Genomic DNA, 16,036 nt, shown 5'->3' on the forward strand with positions numbered 1-16,036 from the left:
CGGGCACCGCCTGCCGCGTTCTCCCGTCGTGACCCTTCAGCAAGAGATCGTCGGCAACGCCATGCAGATGGCGGTCGTCAGCCTGAACCCCGGCCAGACCGTGTACTGCGAAGCGGGCAAGTTCCTGTTCAAGACGACCAACGTGACCATGGAGACCCGGCTGTCCGGCCCGTCGGACAACGGGGGCCGGCAGTCGGGCGGCGGCGGCATGGGCGGCATGCTGCGCCAGGCCATGGGCACGGCCGTGCAGGTCGGCCAGCGCATGCTGGCCGGCGAGTCCCTGGCGTTCCAGTACTTCACGTCGCGGGGCGGCGAGGGCACGGTCGGCTTCGCGGGCGTGCTGCCCGGTGAGATGCGCGCCCTGGAGCTCGACGGCACGCGCGCGTGGTTCGCCGAGAAGGACGCCTTCGTGGCCGCCGAGTCCACCGTCGAGTTCGGCATCGCCTTCCAGGGCGGGCGCACCGGCATGAGCGGCGGCGAGGGCTTCGTCCTGGAGAAGTTCACCGGCCGCGGCACGGTGATCATCGCCGGCGCGGGCAACTTCATCGACCTGAACCCGGCCGACTTCGGGGGCCGCATCGAGGTCGACACCGGCTGCGTCGTCGCCTTCGAGGAGGGCATCCAGTACGGCGTCCAGCGCGTCGGCGGCCTCAACCGCCAGGGCATCATGAACGCCGTCTTCGGCGGTGAGGGCCTGTCCCTGGCCACCCTGGAGGGCAACGGCCGGGTCATTCTGCAGTCCCTCACCATCGAGGGCCTGGCCAACGCCCTGAAGAAGGCCCAGGGCGGCGACAAGCAGGGCCCGACGGGCGGCCTGTTCTCGACCCACACCGGCTGACGTTCCCGGCGACGGGCACCAGCCGGGCGGTACGTTCTACCCAGCACCGGGACAGGACCGGTCAGGCCTCGGGGGAGTCCGGAAGGGGACCGATGGAGAGGCAGCGGGTGGTCGATCTGGGAGAGTTCGGGGACGCGTTCCGCCGCGACCCGCACCCCGTCTACGCACGGCTGCGCGAGCAGGGCCCGGTGCACCGGGTCAGGGCGCCGGGCGCGGACGCGGACCAGACGACCTGGCTCGTCGTGGGGTACGAGGAGGCGCGCGCCGCCCTCGCCGATCCCCGGCTGGCCAAGGACAGCACCAAGATCGGCACGACGTTCCTGGACGAGGAGCTGATCGGCAAGTACCTGCTGACCGCCGACCCGCCCCAGCACACCCGTCTGCGCGGCCTGGTCGCCCGCGCGTTCACCATGCGCCGGGTGGAGCGGCTGCGCCCGCGGATCCAGCGCGTCACCGACGACCTGCTGGACGAGATGCTGCCGCGCGGCGGCGCGGACCTGATCGACTCCCTCGCCTACCCCCTGCCCATCACCGTCATCTGCGAGCTCCTCGGCGTCCCGGACATGGACCGCGCCGAGTTCCGGAGGACCTCCACGGAGGTGGTCGCGCCGACCAGTGCGCAGACGGAGTACGACTCGGTCGTCCGCCTCGCCGGCTACCTCACCGAGCTGATCGAGGACAAGCGCTGCGCCGGCCCCACCGACGACCTGCTCAGCGACCTGATCCGCACCACCGCCGAGGACGGCGACCGGCTCTCCCCGGAGGAACTGCGCGGCCTGGCCTACCTGCTGCTCATCGCCGGCCACGAGACCACGGTCAACCTCATCGGCAACGGCGTGCGCGCCCTGCTCACCCACCCCGCCCAGCTGGCCGCGCTGCGCGCCGACCCGGGCCTCCTGGACGGCGCCGTCGAGGAGATGCTGCGCTACGAGGGCCCGGTGGAGACCGCCACGTTCCGGTTCGCCGCCGAGCCGCTGGAGATCGGCGGTACGGCCATCGCACCGGGCGAGTCGGTGCTGATCGGACTCACCGCGGCCCAGCGCGACGACTCCCGCTACCCCGACCCGCACCGTTTCGACATCCGCCGCGACACCCGCGGGCACCTCGCCTTCGGCCACGGCATCCACTTCTGCCTGGGCGCGCCGCTGGCCCGTCTGGAGGGCCGCATCGCGATCGGCACCCTGCTGGAGCGCGCCCCCGGCCTCGCGCTCGACGGCGAGCCGGGGGAGTGGCTGCCGGGCCTGCTGATGCGAGGGGTGCGCAGCCTGCCGGTCCGCTGGTGAGCGGCGCGCCGGGCCGCTCAGCCGGACGCCGGGCGGCCCCCGCCCGCGATCTCGGCCAGGGCGACCGGCCGGCGCTCCCGCCGGGAGACCTCGCAGGCCTCGGCGATCCGCAGCGCCTGGAGGGCCTCGTGGCCGTCGCACGGATTGGCCCGCTCACCGCGCACCACCTGGACGAAGGTGACGAGTTCGGCCTCGTAGGCGGGCCCGAACCGCTCCAGGAAGCCGGTCCACGGCTTGTCCGCGGGCGGCGGCCCGGCCGGTTCGGTGGAGGCCACGGGCGTCCGGTCGTCCAGGCCGACCACGACGGTGTCCCGCTCCCCGGCCAGTTCCATGCGCACGTCGTACCCGGCGCCGTTGACCCGGGCCGCGGTCGCCGTGGCCAGCGTGCCGTCGTCCAGGGTGAGCAGGGCCGCACCGGTGCCCACGTCACCGGCCTCGCGGAACATCGCGGGTCCGGCGTCCGAGCCGGTCGCGTAGACGTCCACCACCTCGCGGCCGGTCACCCAGCGCAGTGCGTCGAAGTCGTGGATCAGAGTGTCCCGGAACAGCCCGCCGGACAGCGGCAGCCAATCGGGCGGGGGAGGGGACTGGTCGGCGGTGGTCGCCCGTACGGTGTGCAGCCGCCCGAGCCGGCCGGAGCGCACCGCCTCCCGGGCGCCCGCGTAGCCGGCGTCGAAGCGCCGCTGGAAACCCATCTGCAGGATCGTTCCCGCTGCGGCCACCTCGGCGAGTGCCTGCAGCGTGCCCGGCAGGTCCAGGGCGATCGGCTTCTCGCAGAACACCGGCAGGCCCGAGCGTGCTGCCCGACCGATCAGTTCGGCGTGGGCGGCCGTCGCCGTGGTGATCACCACGCCGTCCACGCCCCACCGGAAGATCTCGTCGACGCCGGGCGCCGCCGTCTCGCCCAGCCGGTGCGCCAGCTCCTGCGCCCGCGCCCGGTCCGCGTCCGTCAGGATCAGTGACCCGACATCGCGGTGACGGCTGAGCGTCCTCGCATGAATGGTGCCGATGCGGCCCGTACCGATGACCCCGATGCGCATGGAAACAAAGTGAGGGCCGACACCGTACGCTGTCAATGCAAATGTCCGGACAATCGGACTACACAACTTCCCGTCAACCATGCACGGGGCTACGCTCGGCCCCGTGCCGAAACCAGATGTGGACCCGACCGTGTCACTCGACCTCCGTGTGGACCGCAGTTCCCCGGTGCCCCTGTACTTCCAGCTCTCCCAGCAGCTGGAGGCCGCCATCGAGCACGGCACCCTCACGCCCGGCAGCCTGCTGGGCAACGAGATCGAACTGGCCGCACGGCTCGGCCTGTCCCGGCCCACCGTCCGCCAGGCCATCCAGTCGCTGGTCGACAAGGGCCTGCTGGTCCGCCGCCGGGGCGTCGGCACCCAGGTGGTGCACAGCCAGGTCAAGCGCCCGCTGGAGCTCAGCAGCCTCTACGACGACCTGGAGGCCGCCGGGCAGCGCCCCGCGACCAGGGTCCTGGTCAACACGGTCCTTCCCGCCTCCGCCGGGGTCGCGGCCGCCCTCGGGGTGCCCGAGGGCGGCGACGTCCACCGCATCGAGCGGCTCCGCCTGGCCCACGGGGAGCCGATGGCGTACCTGGTCAACCACCTGCCGCTCGGCCTGCTCGACCTCGACTCCGGCCAGCTGGAGGCCACCGGCCTGTACCGGATGATGCGCTCCGCCGGGATCACCCTGCACAGCGCCCGCCAGTCCATCGGCGCCCGCGCCGCCACCGCCGCCGAGGCCGAGCGGCTGGGCGAGCCCGAGGGCGCCCCGCTGCTCACCATGCAGCGCACCACCTACGACGACACCGGCCGCGCCGTCGAGTTCGGCGACCACACCTACCGCCCGACCCGCTACTCCTTCGAGTTCCAGCTGCTCGTACGGCCCTGACGGCACGCGCCGGCACGTCGCAATGTCCGGACAATGAGACCCCGGACACCGCCCGGACGGACCGCCGGAGCGGGTGATCGCGGACCGCCCCTCCCCGCTGCCCGGCACGCCACCTGCCTGCCCGGTGAGGCAGAATCGTCCAACGATGAGCACCTACCGCGATCTCACCGCCCCCATCGGCTCCCGCCGGGCCCCCGTGCTCCGCACGGTCGGGACCAGGGAACGCCGCTCCCACCTGACGGCACCCCGGGTGCCGACGGTGGGCATCGACATCGGCGGCACCAAGGTCATGGCCGGCGTGGTGGACGCGGACGGCAACATCCTGGAGAAGCTCCGCACGGAGACCCCGGACAAGTCCAAGAGCCCCAAGGTCGTCGAGGACACCATCGTCGAACTGGTCCTGGACCTCTCCGACCGGCACGACGTGCACGCCGTCGGCATCGGCGCCGCCGGCTGGGTCGACGCCGACCGCAACCGCGTGCTGTTCGCCCCCCACCTGTCCTGGCGCAACGAACCGCTCCGGGACCGCATCGCCGGCCGCCTCGCGGTCCCCGTCCTGGTGGACAACGACGCCAACACCGCCGCCTGGGCGGAGTGGCGCTTCGGCGCCGGACGCGGCGAGGACCACCTCGTCATGATCACCCTCGGCACCGGCATCGGCGGCGCCATCCTGGAGGACGGCCAGGTCAAGCGCGGCAAGTACGGCGTCGCCGGAGAGTTCGGCCACATGCAGGTCGTCCCCGGCGGGCACCGCTGCCCGTGCGGCAACCGCGGCTGCTGGGAGCAGTACAGCTCCGGCAACGCGCTCGTGCGCGAGGCGCGCGAGCTGGCCGCGGCCGACTCCCCGGTGGCGTACGGGATCATCGAGCACGTCAAGGGCAACATCGGCGACATCACCGGCCCGATGATCACCGAGCTGGCCCGCGAGGGCGACGCCATGTGCATCGAGCTGCTCCAGGACATCGGCCAGTGGCTCGGCGTCGGCATCGCCAACCTGGCGGCCGCCCTCGACCCGTCCTGCTTCGTGATCGGAGGCGGCGTCAGCGCCGCCGACGACCTGCTCATCGGCCCCGCCCGGGACGCCTTCAAGCGCCACCTCACCGGCCGCGGCTACCGCCCCGAGGCGCGCATCACCCGCGCCCAGCTCGGCCCCGAGGCCGGCATGGTCGGCGCCGCCGACCTGGCCCGGCTGGTCGCCCGCCGGTTCCGCCGGGCCAAGCGCCGCCGGGTGGAGCGCTACGAGCGGTACGAGCGCTACGCCCAGACCCGCCGCGACCAGGACACCGCATGACCGCGTCCCTGCCCCACCAGGCCGCGCCCCCGGGCGAGCCGCACCGGCCGGCCGAGAACCCCCGGCACCGCATCAAGCGCCGGGCGATCACCCTGCTGATCATCGGGCTGCTCATCGGCGTACCGGCCGGCTACCTGATGATCTCCGCCAACCAGAGCCGCAGCAGCGGCAAGGACAAGGAGGCGAAGTACTCGGCGACGGGCCTCACCCCGGGCTGGCCGTCCAAGGTGCAGCGCCGCCTCTACCAGCTGCCGGTCCCGCACCCCGCCGACTACATCGCCTACTACGAGACCAACAACTGGAAGACCAGCCGCCTGTACCTGCAGTTCCGCACCACCGAAGCCGGCCTGGACACCTTCCTCGGCACCATGGGCGTGCGCCGGGAGCAGCTGAAGAAGAACGACGTCACCATCGGCGCCCGCGACCGCAGGGTGTCCGGCTGGACCTTCACCGGGCCCGGCTGGTGGGGGCTCACCCACCAGCAGAAGAACCCGGCGCCCACCCAGGACGTCGTCGTCAACACGTCCGACCCGAACTATCCGATGGTGTACGTCGTCTCGCGCACGGTGCCCTGATCCCCGGCCCCGACCGGCCGCCGGAGCCGATTGTCAGACCCCGCCCGTAGAGTCGGAGACGGCTGATCCGGCACACGGACGGGAGGTGGCAGAACGTATGAGCGGTGGCACGGCCGCGGTGGCCGAGCGCGGCGCGACCCGGGAGAGCGGGAGCGCGGTTTTGGCGCGCCTCGCCTGCGTGTACCTGCCCGCGCCCCTCCCGCGTGAGGGCCGCGTCGCCTTCTGGGACCCCGACGGAGGCCCGCTGCCCGCCGACGGCGCCGCCGACGAGCTGACGGTCGTACGGCGCCACGGTCCGGGCGTGCGCCGCCACCAGGTGCCCGCCCTCACCCTGCCGCTCACCGAGGCCCTGCCGCTGCTGGTCCGGGCCCGCCGCGACCCGGCCGCCCACCCGGCCACGGCCTGCTGGGGCGCCGCCGCGCTGCACGCCCTGCGGCTGGTCGCCCGCGGCCGGCTGCTGCCCGGCCTCACCCCGACCGGCCACGACGCCTGGCGCGCCGGCCCGCTGGAACCCGGCGACATCGCCCACCTGCGCGCGGTGGCCGCGGCGCTGCCCCCGGAGGGCCACGCCGTGCCGCTCCCGGACCCCGGCCCGCTCCGGCTGCCCGAGCCCGAGGCGCTGGTCCGCTCCTTCCTGGACGCGGTCGCCGACACCCTGCCCCGCACGCCCGCCGCCCCGCACACCTCCGGCCGGCCCTTCGCCGCCCGCGAACCCCAGACGCTGCCCGGCGCCCACGCGTGGGCGGCCGAGGTCGCCGCCGGCATGGACGCGGGCGTCCGGATCTCCCTGCGCCTGGACCTGTCGGCGTACGACGTGTTCGACGCCGGTGCCGCCGACGGCGCCCGCGCCGCCGGGGCGGCGATCGTGCAGGTGCACAGCCTCGCCGACCCGACCCTGGTGACCGACGCGGCGGCCCTGTGGACGGGGGACGCCGACGCGGCCTTCGGCCCCCGCGCACGCGTCGACGCCGCCCTCGCCGTACGGCGCGCGGCCCGGGTGTGGCCGCCGCTGGACCGGCTCGCCGAGCAGGAGGTCCCCGACGTCCTCGCCCTGTCCGAGGAGGAGCTCGGCGAGCTGCTCGGGGTGGCGGCCCCACGGCTCGCGGCGGCCGGGGTCGCGGTGCACTGGCCCCGGGACCTGGCCCGCGACCTCACCGCCGCCGCGGTGGTCCGGCCCGCCCCCGGCTCGGCGACCGACGGCACCGGGTTCTTCGAGAGCGAGGACCTGCTCCAGTTCCGCTGGCAGCTCGCGCTCGGCGGGGATCCGCTCGCCGAGGCCGAGATGGACGCGCTCGCCGAGGCCCACCGGCCGGTCGTACGGCTCCGGGACCGCTGGGTGCTCGTCGACCCGGCGCTGGTCCGCAAGGCCCGCCGGCGCGAACTGGGCCTGCTCGACCCCGTCGACGCGCTGTCCGTCGCGCTCACCGGCACCGCCGAGGTCGACGGCGAGACCGTCGAGGCCGTGCCCACCGGCGCCCTGGCCGCCCTGCGCGACCGGCTCACGGCTGGCCTGCGCCCCGCCGAGCCGCCCGCCGGGCTGGCCGCCACCCTCCGCGACTACCAGCTGCGCGGCCTGGCCTGGCTCGACCTCATGACCTCCCTCGGCCTCGGCGGCTGCCTCGCCGACGACATGGGCCTGGGCAAGACGATCACGCTCATCGCCCTGCACCTGAAGCGGGCCCGCCCCGAACCCACGCTCGTGGTCTGCCCCGCGTCCCTGCTGGGCAACTGGCAGCGGGAGATCACCCGGTTCGCCCCCGGCGTCCCCGTCCGCCGCTTCCACGGCCAGGGCCGCACCCTGGAGGACCTCGACGGCGGCTTCGTCCTCACCACGTACGGCACGATGCGCTCCACGGCCGCGCACCTCGCCGAGCACTCCTGGGGCATGGTCGTCGCCGACGAGGCCCAGCACGTGAAGAACCCGTACTCCGCCACCGCCAAGGCGCTGCGCACCATCCCGGCCCCCGCGCGCGTGGCGCTCACCGGCACCCCGGTGGAGAACAACCTCTCCGAACTGTGGGCCCTGCTCGACTGGACGACACCCGGGCTCCTCGGCCCGCTGAAGTCCTTCCGCGCCCGGCACGCGCGCGCGGTGGAGAACGGCGAGGACGAGGAGGCGGTGGAGCGGCTGTCCCGGCTGGTCCGCCCCTTCCTGCTGCGCCGCAAGAAGTCCGACCCCGGCATCGTCCCCGAGCTGCCGCCCAAGACCGAGACGGACCACCCGGTGCCGCTCACCCGGGAACAGGCCGCGCTGTACGAGGCGGTGGTGCGCGAGTCGATGCTCGCCATCGAGACCGCCGAGGGCATCGCCCGCCGGGGCATGGTGCTGAAGCTGCTCGGCGCCCTCAAGCAGATCTGCGACCATCCGGCGCTGTACCTGAAGGAGGAGACGGCCGCCGACCGGCTGTCCGCCCGCTCCGGCAAACTCGCCCTGCTGGACGAGCTGCTGGACACCGTGCTCGCCGAGGACGGCTCCGCGCTGGTCTTCACCCAGTACGTCGGCATGGCCCGCCTGATCACCGCCCACCTGTCCACCCGCGCCGTCCCCGTGGACCTCCTGCACGGCGGCACGCCGGTGCCGGAGCGCGAGCGCATGGTGGACCGCTTCCAGAGCGGCGAGACCCCGGTCCTGGTGCTGTCCCTGAAGGCCGCGGGCACCGGCCTGAACCTCACCCGGGCCGGCCACGTCGTCCACTTCGACCGCTGGTGGAACCCGGCCGTGGAGGAACAGGCCACCGACCGCGCCTACCGCATCGGCCAGACCCAGCCCGTCCAGGTCCACCGCCTGGTCACCGAGGGCACGGTCGAGGACCGCATCGCCGAGATGCTCGCCGCCAAGCGCGCCCTGGCCGACGCCATCCTGGGCGCCGGCGAGTCGGCCCTCACCGAACTGACCGACCGTGAACTGTCCGACCTGGTCTCGCTGCGGAGGCCCGCATGACGGGCACCGGAGACCGCCCCGGCGACGCCGCCCGCCGCGCTCTGCGGGCCGCGCGGGAGCGGGCGGAGGAGGCACGCGGCGGTGCCGGGGAGCCGCTCTCCGGCGAACCGGGCGTCCCCGCGGCCGAGTCGCCGGGGCACGGGGAGCGGGCCGAGAAGGACGGCTCCGCCGTCGGCGCGGCGGCGCCCGGTGACGTGGCGAGAGCCGCACTGCGGGCGGCGGTCGCGGCACGCACGGCACGTCCGGACGACGGCGACGCGCCGGAGCCGGACGGCACCGGGGGAGAGGCTCAGACCGACGGCGCCCCCGCGGTGGCGCGCCCCGGCGAACGGCAGGAGCGGCAGAAGCGACAGGAACGGCAAGCGCGGCAGGAGCGGCAGGAACCGGAGACGCGGGCAGCGGCGGCCCGGCTCGGCGAAGCCACCCCCTCCCCGGCCGACGAGACGACCGGCCGCAACGCGCCTCCAGCCACTCCGCCCACCCCTGGCACGGCGAACCCTGGCTCGCGCACCCCGGGCACGGCGAACCCTGGCTCGCGCACCCCTGGCACGGCGAACCCTGGCTCGCGCACCCCTGACACGGCGAACCCTGGCTCGCGCACCCCGGGCACGGCCAACCTAAGCTCGCGCACCCCTGACGCGGCGAACCCTGGCTCGCGCACCCCTGACGCGGCGCACTCTGGCTCGGCCGCCTCCGACACGCCCATCCCTGGCGCGGCCATCCCTGGCACGGCCGTACCCGATGCGGCCGCACCTGACGCGTCCGCCCTTGGCACGGCCGGCTCTGGTACGGCCGCTCCTGACACCGCCGCCCCTGAAGGACGCCCGGGAGACATCGCACGGGAGGCGCTGCGCGCGGCCCGGCGCGAGGCGCGGCGGGCCGCGGCGGCGGCCCCCGGCCGGCGCTCCCGGACCGGCGCACCGGCGCGCCCCGCGTCCTCCGAGCCGGGCACCGCACCCGGCTCGGTCCGCGCCGGCGAGGCGGCAGGGGCCACCCGGGTCCAGGCGGCGCGCGAGATGCGGACGTTCCTGTCCAACGCCTTCCGCATGCCCTCCTGGAGCGACACCCCGCAGGAGACGCCGCGAGAAACCGCCACGACGCGGGAGACCGGCGAGACGTGGGAACCCGGCGAGTCGCAGACCGACAGCACGACGCAGACCGACAGCACGACGCAGGCGGACCGCACCACGCAGGCAGACAGCACGGTGAAGGACACCGGCGCCGCACACCCCCACCCCGCCGCCCCCGCGCACGACCCCGCCCCCCACCTGCCCGCCACCATGGCCACCCCCCACCGCGACACCGAACTGCGCCGCACCTTCCCGGCGTTGCCGCCCCGTGCCGCCTCTCCCGGGGACGCGGAGTTCGCGGAGACCTGGTGGGGCAACGCCTGGGTCGACGCGCTGGAGCAGGGGGCGCTGGACGCCAAGCGGCTGGCCCGGGGCCGAGGTTACGCGGACCAGGGCCACGTGGACGCGATCACGGTGACGCCGGGTCTGGTGCTGGCGTACGTGCGCGGGAGCCGCCCGCGGCCGTACCGGGTGCAGGTGCGGCTGCGCACGCTGGAGGACGGGGACTGGGACCGGTTCCTGGACGCGGCCGCCGACCGGCCCGGGCACATCGCCGCCCTGCTGGACAAGGAGCTGCCCCAGTCCCTGGCCGACTGCGGCGTGCCGCTGCTGCCCGGCCCGCGGGACCTCGCCCCGCGCTGCAGCTGCCCCGACTCCGGCCACCCCTGCAAGCACGCGGCCGCCCTCTGCTACCAGACGGCCCGGCTGCTCGACGCCGACCCCTTCGTGCTGCTCCTGCTGCGCGGCCGGGGCGAGAAGGACCTGCTCGACGCGCTCTCCCGGCGCAGCGCCGCCCGTGCGGCCCGCGCCGCCCAGGAGGGCTCGCCCCGTTCCCTGCCCGGCGTCCGCGCCACCGACGCCCTCGCCCCGCGCGGGCTCCCTCCGCTCCCGCCGCCGTTGCCCGCGCCCCCGCACCCCGAGCAGCCTCCGGTCTACCCGGCGGCGCCGGGCGGGCCGGACCCGTTCGCGCTGGACCAGCTGGCGACCGACGCCGCCGCCCGCGCCCACGCGCTGCTCACCACCGGCCGCGACCCGGTCGGCGAGCTGACGCTGTGGCAGGACGCGGTACGCCTCGCCGCGGCCCGCCCCGGCTCCGGACTGACCGCCGGCACCCGCGCGCTGTACGCCACGCTCGCCGCGGCCGCCGGACGCACCCCGGCCGACCTGGCCCGCGCGGTCGCCGCCTGGCGGCAGGGCGGGATCGAGGGGCTGGCCGTCCTCGAGGAACCCTGGGACCCGCCGGCGGGCCGCTTCGACCGCGCCCGCCCGCTCCTGCTCGCCGCCGACCTCCCGGCGTTCCGGCCCTGGCGCAACCACCTCACCCACCCGCGCGGCCACGTCCAGCTCCGCCTGGGCCGCGACGGCCTCTGGTACGCCTACGAGTCGGAACCGGGCCACGACGACTGGTGGCCGCGGGGCACTCCCGACCTGGACCCGGTCGGCGCCCTGACGGGTCTCGGCTCACCCGGCGACCTCTGAGCCGCGGCGGCCGCCGACGCGGAGGAGGGACCATCGGGCCCGTCCGCGGGCCCTGACAGGGCCTGTTCGACCCTATCGGACCAGGGTGCCCCAAAGCCGATCATGTGGCGGGCCGGGAAGCGCCAGCCCACCCCGTACGCGTGGTGCTTCCCGGCTCAGGTACGACATGAGCAGCCGGGAGGACGCCGTCCGATGGACGAGGCACAGATACAGCAGCCGGGGACCGAACGGTCCGCGGCCGGGGCCGTGGTGGCCGCCGAGACGACCGGACGGGCGGCGGCGCGGCCCTCGTGGGCCGAGTGGCTGACGACCACGGACCACAAGAGGATCGGGACGATGTACCTGGTCACCGCGTTCGCGTTCTTCCTCGTCGGCGGTGTGATGGCGCTGCTGATGCGCGCCGAACTCGCGCGGCCGGGCCTGCAGTTGATGTCGAACGAGCAGTTCAACCAGGCGTTCACGATGCACGGCTCGATCATGCTGCTGATGTTCGCCATGCCGCTGTTCACCGGCTTCGCCAACTGGATCATGCCGCTGCAGATCGGCGCCCCCGACGTCGCCTTCCCCCGGCTGAACATGCTCGCCTTCTGGCTCTTCCTGTTCGGCTCGTCGATCGCGGCCTTCGGCTTCCTCACCCCGGGCGGGGCCGCCGACTTCGGCTGGTTCCTGTACGCCCCGCTCTCGGACGCCGTGCACTCGCCGGGCCTGGGGGCCGACCTGTGGATCATGGGCGTGGCGCTGTCCGGGTTCGGCTCCATCCTGGGCGCCGTCAACTTCATCACCACCATCGTCTGCATGCGCGCGCCCGGCATGACCATGTTCCGCATGCCGATCTTCACCTGGAACGTGCTGCTGACCGCCCTGCTGGTCCTGATCGTGTTCCCGGTCCTGGCGGCGGCCCTGTTCGCCCTGGAGTGCGACCGCAAGTTCGGCAGCCACGTCTTCGACCCCGCCAACGGCGGCGCCCTGCTGTGGCAGCACCTGTTCTGGTTCTTCGGGCATCCGGAGGTGTACATCCTGGCGCTGCCGTTCTTCGGGATCGTCTCCGAGGTCATCCCCGTCTTCTCCCGCAAGCCGATGTTCGGCTACGTCGGCCTGATCGCCGCCACCATCGCGATCGCGGGTCTGTCGGTGACCGTGTGGGCGCACCACATGTACGTCACGGGAGGCGTCCTGCTGCCGTTCTTCTCCTTCATGACGTTCCTGATCGCCGTGCCGACAGGCGTGAAGTTCTTCAACTGGATCGGCACCATGTGGAAGGGCTCGCTGAGCTTCGAGACGCCGATGCTGTGGACCACCGGCTTCCTCGTCACCTTCGTCTTCGGCGGCCTGACCGGGGTGATCCTCGCGTCACCGCCGATGGACTTCCACCTCTCCGACTCGTACTTCGTCGTCGCGCACTTCCACTACACGGTCTTCGGCACCGTCGTGTACGCGATGTTCGCCGGATTCCACTTCTGGTGGCCCAAGTTCACCGGCAAGATGCTCGACGAGCGCCTCGGGAAGATCACCTTCTGGACCCTCACGGTCGGTTTCCACACCACCTTCCTGGTCCAGCACTGGCTGGGCGCCGAGGGCATGCCCCGCCGCTACGCCGACTACCTGTCCACGGACGGCTTCACCGCCCTGAACACCGTCTCCACCATCGGCTCGTTCCTGCTCGGCCTGTCGATCCTGCCGTTCTTCTACAACGTCTGGAAGACCGCGAAGTACGGCAGGCCCGTCGAGGCCGACGACCCCTGGGGCTACGGCCGTTCCCTGGAGTGGGCGACCTCCTGCCCGCCCCCGCGCCACAACTTCGCCTCCCTTCCCCGGATCCGCAGCGAGTCCCCGGCGTTCGACCTGCACCACCCGGAGATCGCCGCGCTGGACGAGGCGACGAGGTAGACCATGGCGCACACCGTTCTCGCCGTCGGGGCCGCGGCGGTGACCGGGGCCGGCTCCGTCTGGTACCTGCCGGCGCTCGCCGACCTGCGCGCGGGAGCCGACCGGACCCGCTCCTGCCGCGGCGCGGCCGCCGCCTGCGTCAGCGGCTGGAGCACGACCGGGATCGTCGCCGTACTGCTGCTCCTGGCCGGAGACTGGTGGATCCCGGGTGCGGCGGCCGGCGCCGGCGCGCTCGTGACGGCCGGGCTGCGGATCCGCGCGGCCGTGCGCCGGCACGAGGAGCGGCGGGAAGCCGCCCGCCAGTGGGGGCAGCTGGGCCGTGCCCGGCCCCCGCGCCCGGCCGGCCGCTCACGGCACGCCGTGGCCGCCCTCCTCGCCGTCGGACTGGCGGCGGCAGCGGTGACAGCGGTCTACGGGGTGGCGGCGGACCTGTCGTGAACAGCTCACCCCGGCCGCACTGACTCCAGTCGGCAGCAATTGCGAAAGTTGGCAATTCATTAGATGCTATGTTTGCTGTGCTCGCAGGTAGCCGCGGGCACAGCATCCACGCGTAGAGGAAAGGGCGTCCCGCGATGAGCACAGCCGTCGTCCGGGCCGTCCGGAGCCGGATCGTCGCGCTGCTGCCGTCGGGACCCGATCTCGCGGCCCTGCGGCGTGATCCGCGCCGGAACCTGCTCGCCGGGCTCACGGTGGCGATCGTGGCGCTGCCCCTCGCCCTCGGGTTCGGGGTGTCCTCCGGACTGGGCGCCGAGGCGGGCCTGGCGACCGCCGTGGTGGCCGGCGCCCTGGCGGCCGTGTTCGGCGGCTCGAACCTCCAGGTCTCGGGGCCCACCGGGGCCATGACGGTGGTGCTGGTGCCGATCGTCGGACGCTACGGACCGACCGGCGTGCTCACCGTCGGCCTGCTGGCCGGCGTCCTGCTCGTCGTCCTCGCCGCGCTGCGGGCCGGCCGCTGCATGCGGTACGTCCCCGCGCCCGTCGTCGAGGGCTTCACCCTGGGCATCGCCTGCGTGATCGGGCTCCAGCAGGTCCCGGGCGCGCTCGGCGTCCCCAAGCCCGCCGGGGACAAGGTGCTGGTGGTGACCTGGCGGGCGGTCCGGGAGTTCGCCGCGGCGCCGAACTGGACGGCCGTCGGCCTGGCGGTCGCGGTGGCCGCGGTCATGCTGGCCGGCGCCCGCCGGCGGCCGGCCGTGCCGTTCTCCGTCGTCGCCGTGATCGCCGCGACGGTCGTCGCCCAGGTCGCCCACCTGGACGCGGCCACGCCGATCGGCCACGTGCCCTCCGGGCTGCCCGCGCCCTCCCTCTCCTTCCTCGACCCCGGGTCCCTGGGCTCGCTGCTGGCGCCCGCGGTCGCGGTCGCCGCGCTGGCGGCGCTGGAGTCCCTGCTGTCGGCGTCGGTCGCGGACGGCATGACGGTCGGGCAGAAGCACGACCCGGACCGGGAACTGCTGGGCCAGGGCCTGGCCAACATCGCCGCCCCGCTGTTCGGCGGCGTGCCCGCCACCGGCGCGATCGCGCGCACCGCCGTCAACGCCCGCACCGGAGCGAACTCGCGGCTGGCCGCCCTCACCCACGCGGCCGTCCTCGGCGTGATCGTCTTCACGGCGGCCCCCCTGGTGGCGAAGATCCCGCTGGCCGCGCTCGCGGGCGTGCTGCTGGCCACAGCGATCCGCATGGTCGAGGTCGGCTCCCTGCGGGCCATGGTGAAGGCGACCCGCTCCGACGCGCTCATCCTCGTCCTGACGGCGGCGGCGACGCTGGCACTGGACCTGGTGTACGCGGTGATCATCGGCCTGGCCGTCGCCGGCGCCCTGGCCCTCGGCGCCGTGGCCCGGCAGGCCCGCTTCGACCAGGTGCCGCTGGACCGGGGCGACCACACCGCCGAGGAGCACGCGCTGCTGGCCGAGCACATCGTCGCCTACCGGATCGACGGGCCGCTGTTCTTCGCGGCCGCGCACCGCTTCCTGCTGGAGCTGACCGAGGTCGCCGACGTGCGGGTCGTCATCCTGCGGATGTCACGGGTGTCGACGATCGACGCGACCGGCGCCCTGGTCCTCAAGGACGCGGTGGAAAAGCTGCGCCGGCGCGGTGTCCTCGTCCTGGCCTCCGGCATACGGCCCGGCCAGCGGCAGGTCCTCGACTCCGTGGGCGCGCTGGACCTGCTGTGCCCCCGGGGCCGCGAGTACGCCTCCACGCCCGAGGCGATCCGCGCGGCCCGCGACCACCTGGAGACGGCCGGAGTGCTGCCCGCCGCGCCCGCCCGGCGGACGGTCGCGGAGAAACCCGGCGTCAACGGGGAGCCGGCCCGGTGAGCACGCGACCGCAGGCACTGCCGCACCGCCATGTGCTCACCCTGGCCGCCGAGCCGGCGGCGGTACGCCTGGCCCGCCAGACCGCCGAACAGGCCTGGGCGGAATGGGGCATCGGCCCGCGCCACCCCGCCGTGGACCCGGCCCTGCTGATCCTGAGCGAGCTGGTCGGCAACAGCGTCCGGCACGCCGCCGCGCTCTCCCCGCAGGTCACGGTGGTCTACGCGGCGGGCCCCGACTGCCTGGCCTTCGCCGTGCACGACCGCCACCCCTACCAGCCCCCGCTGTACGCGTCCGTCATCGGCTCCCGTACCGCGGGCCTGTCCACCGTCATGGAACTCACCCTCGGACTGGGCGGCACGGCGGTCGTCCGCGGTGACGGCGACGGCCGGGGCAAGAGCATCTGGATCACCCTGCCGCTGTGATCCGCGGCGCCCCGCACCGGGGCTCGGTGC

At 74.5% G+C, this 16,036-nt stretch carries 12 protein-coding genes; 11 read left to right on the plus strand and 1 reads right to left on the minus strand.

What is annotated here, in order from left to right; all coding sequences use genetic code 11:
* The first annotated feature begins 28 nt into the window (after positions 1-28).
* Positions 29-838 (plus strand): AIM24 family protein, encoded by an 810-nt coding sequence (locus tag AQJ66_RS01835; RefSeq protein ID WP_079060018.1) that lies wholly within the window; start codon positions 29-31, stop codon positions 836-838.
* Positions 839-930: 92 nt separating this feature from the next.
* Positions 931-2,121: a cytochrome P450 family protein gene (locus AQJ66_RS01840; RefSeq protein ID WP_061915352.1), complete on the plus strand. Its 1,191-nt coding sequence runs from the start codon at positions 931-933 to the stop codon at positions 2,119-2,121.
* A gap of 17 nt (positions 2,122-2,138) precedes the next feature.
* On the opposite strand, the gene AQJ66_RS01845 is transcribed toward AQJ66_RS01840, so the two are convergent.
* Positions 2,139-3,161 carry a Gfo/Idh/MocA family protein gene (locus AQJ66_RS01845; RefSeq protein WP_061915355.1) on the minus strand — a complete coding sequence of 341 codons (1,023 nt, stop codon included), beginning with the start codon at positions 3,159-3,161 and terminating at the stop codon, positions 2,139-2,141.
* A 130-nt stretch (positions 3,162-3,291) separates the two neighbouring features.
* Between AQJ66_RS01845 and AQJ66_RS01850 the strand changes: the two genes are divergently transcribed.
* From AQJ66_RS01850 to AQJ66_RS01890, 9 genes are all read left to right on the plus strand, one after another.
* Entirely contained in the window at positions 3,292-4,029 is a 738-nt protein-coding gene (locus tag AQJ66_RS01850; protein ID WP_107118846.1) for a GntR family transcriptional regulator, read from the plus strand.
* Positions 4,030-4,174: 145 nt separating this feature from the next.
* A complete protein-coding gene (locus AQJ66_RS01855) occupies positions 4,175-5,320 on the plus strand; it encodes an ROK family glucokinase (RefSeq protein ID WP_061915360.1) in 1,146 nt (381 codons plus the stop codon).
* Positions 5,317-5,895 (plus strand): hypothetical protein, encoded by a 579-nt coding sequence (locus AQJ66_RS01860; protein ID WP_061915363.1) that lies wholly within the window; start codon positions 5,317-5,319, stop codon positions 5,893-5,895. Before AQJ66_RS01855 ends, AQJ66_RS01860 begins: the two co-directional genes overlap by 4 nt.
* A 97-nt stretch (positions 5,896-5,992) precedes the next feature.
* Complete coding sequence (locus AQJ66_RS01865; RefSeq protein WP_061915366.1) at positions 5,993-8,836, plus strand: DEAD/DEAH box helicase; 2,844 nt, start codon at positions 5,993-5,995, stop codon at positions 8,834-8,836.
* Entirely contained in the window at positions 8,833-11,385 is a 2,553-nt protein-coding gene (locus AQJ66_RS01870; RefSeq protein ID WP_425264253.1) for an SWIM zinc finger family protein, read from the plus strand. The genes AQJ66_RS01865 and AQJ66_RS01870 overlap by 4 nt, the downstream gene beginning before the upstream one ends.
* Positions 11,386-11,577: 192 nt before the next feature.
* The gene (ctaD, locus tag AQJ66_RS01875; protein ID WP_107118829.1) at positions 11,578-13,272 is read left to right on the plus strand and encodes an aa3-type cytochrome oxidase subunit I; all 1,695 of its coding nucleotides are present in this window, start codon (positions 11,578-11,580) and stop codon (positions 13,270-13,272) included.
* Positions 13,273-13,275: 3 nt separating this feature from the next.
* On the plus strand, positions 13,276-13,710 hold the full coding sequence (locus AQJ66_RS01880; RefSeq protein WP_063803995.1) for a hypothetical protein: 435 nt from the start codon (positions 13,276-13,278) through the stop codon (positions 13,708-13,710).
* 134 nt (positions 13,711-13,844) lie between these two features.
* The gene (locus tag AQJ66_RS01885) at positions 13,845-15,584 is read left to right on the plus strand and encodes a SulP family inorganic anion transporter (RefSeq protein ID WP_061915369.1); all 1,740 of its coding nucleotides are present in this window, start codon (positions 13,845-13,847) and stop codon (positions 15,582-15,584) included.
* Positions 15,581-16,006: an ATP-binding protein gene (locus AQJ66_RS01890; protein WP_061915372.1), complete on the plus strand. Its 426-nt coding sequence runs from the start codon at positions 15,581-15,583 to the stop codon at positions 16,004-16,006. Before AQJ66_RS01885 ends, AQJ66_RS01890 begins: the two co-directional genes overlap by 4 nt.
* Positions 16,007-16,036: the final 30 nt, after the last annotated feature.

The sequence above is a fragment of the Streptomyces bungoensis genome, from assembly GCF_001514215.1.
Lineage (GTDB): Bacteria > Actinomycetota > Actinomycetes > Streptomycetales > Streptomycetaceae > Streptomyces > Streptomyces bungoensis.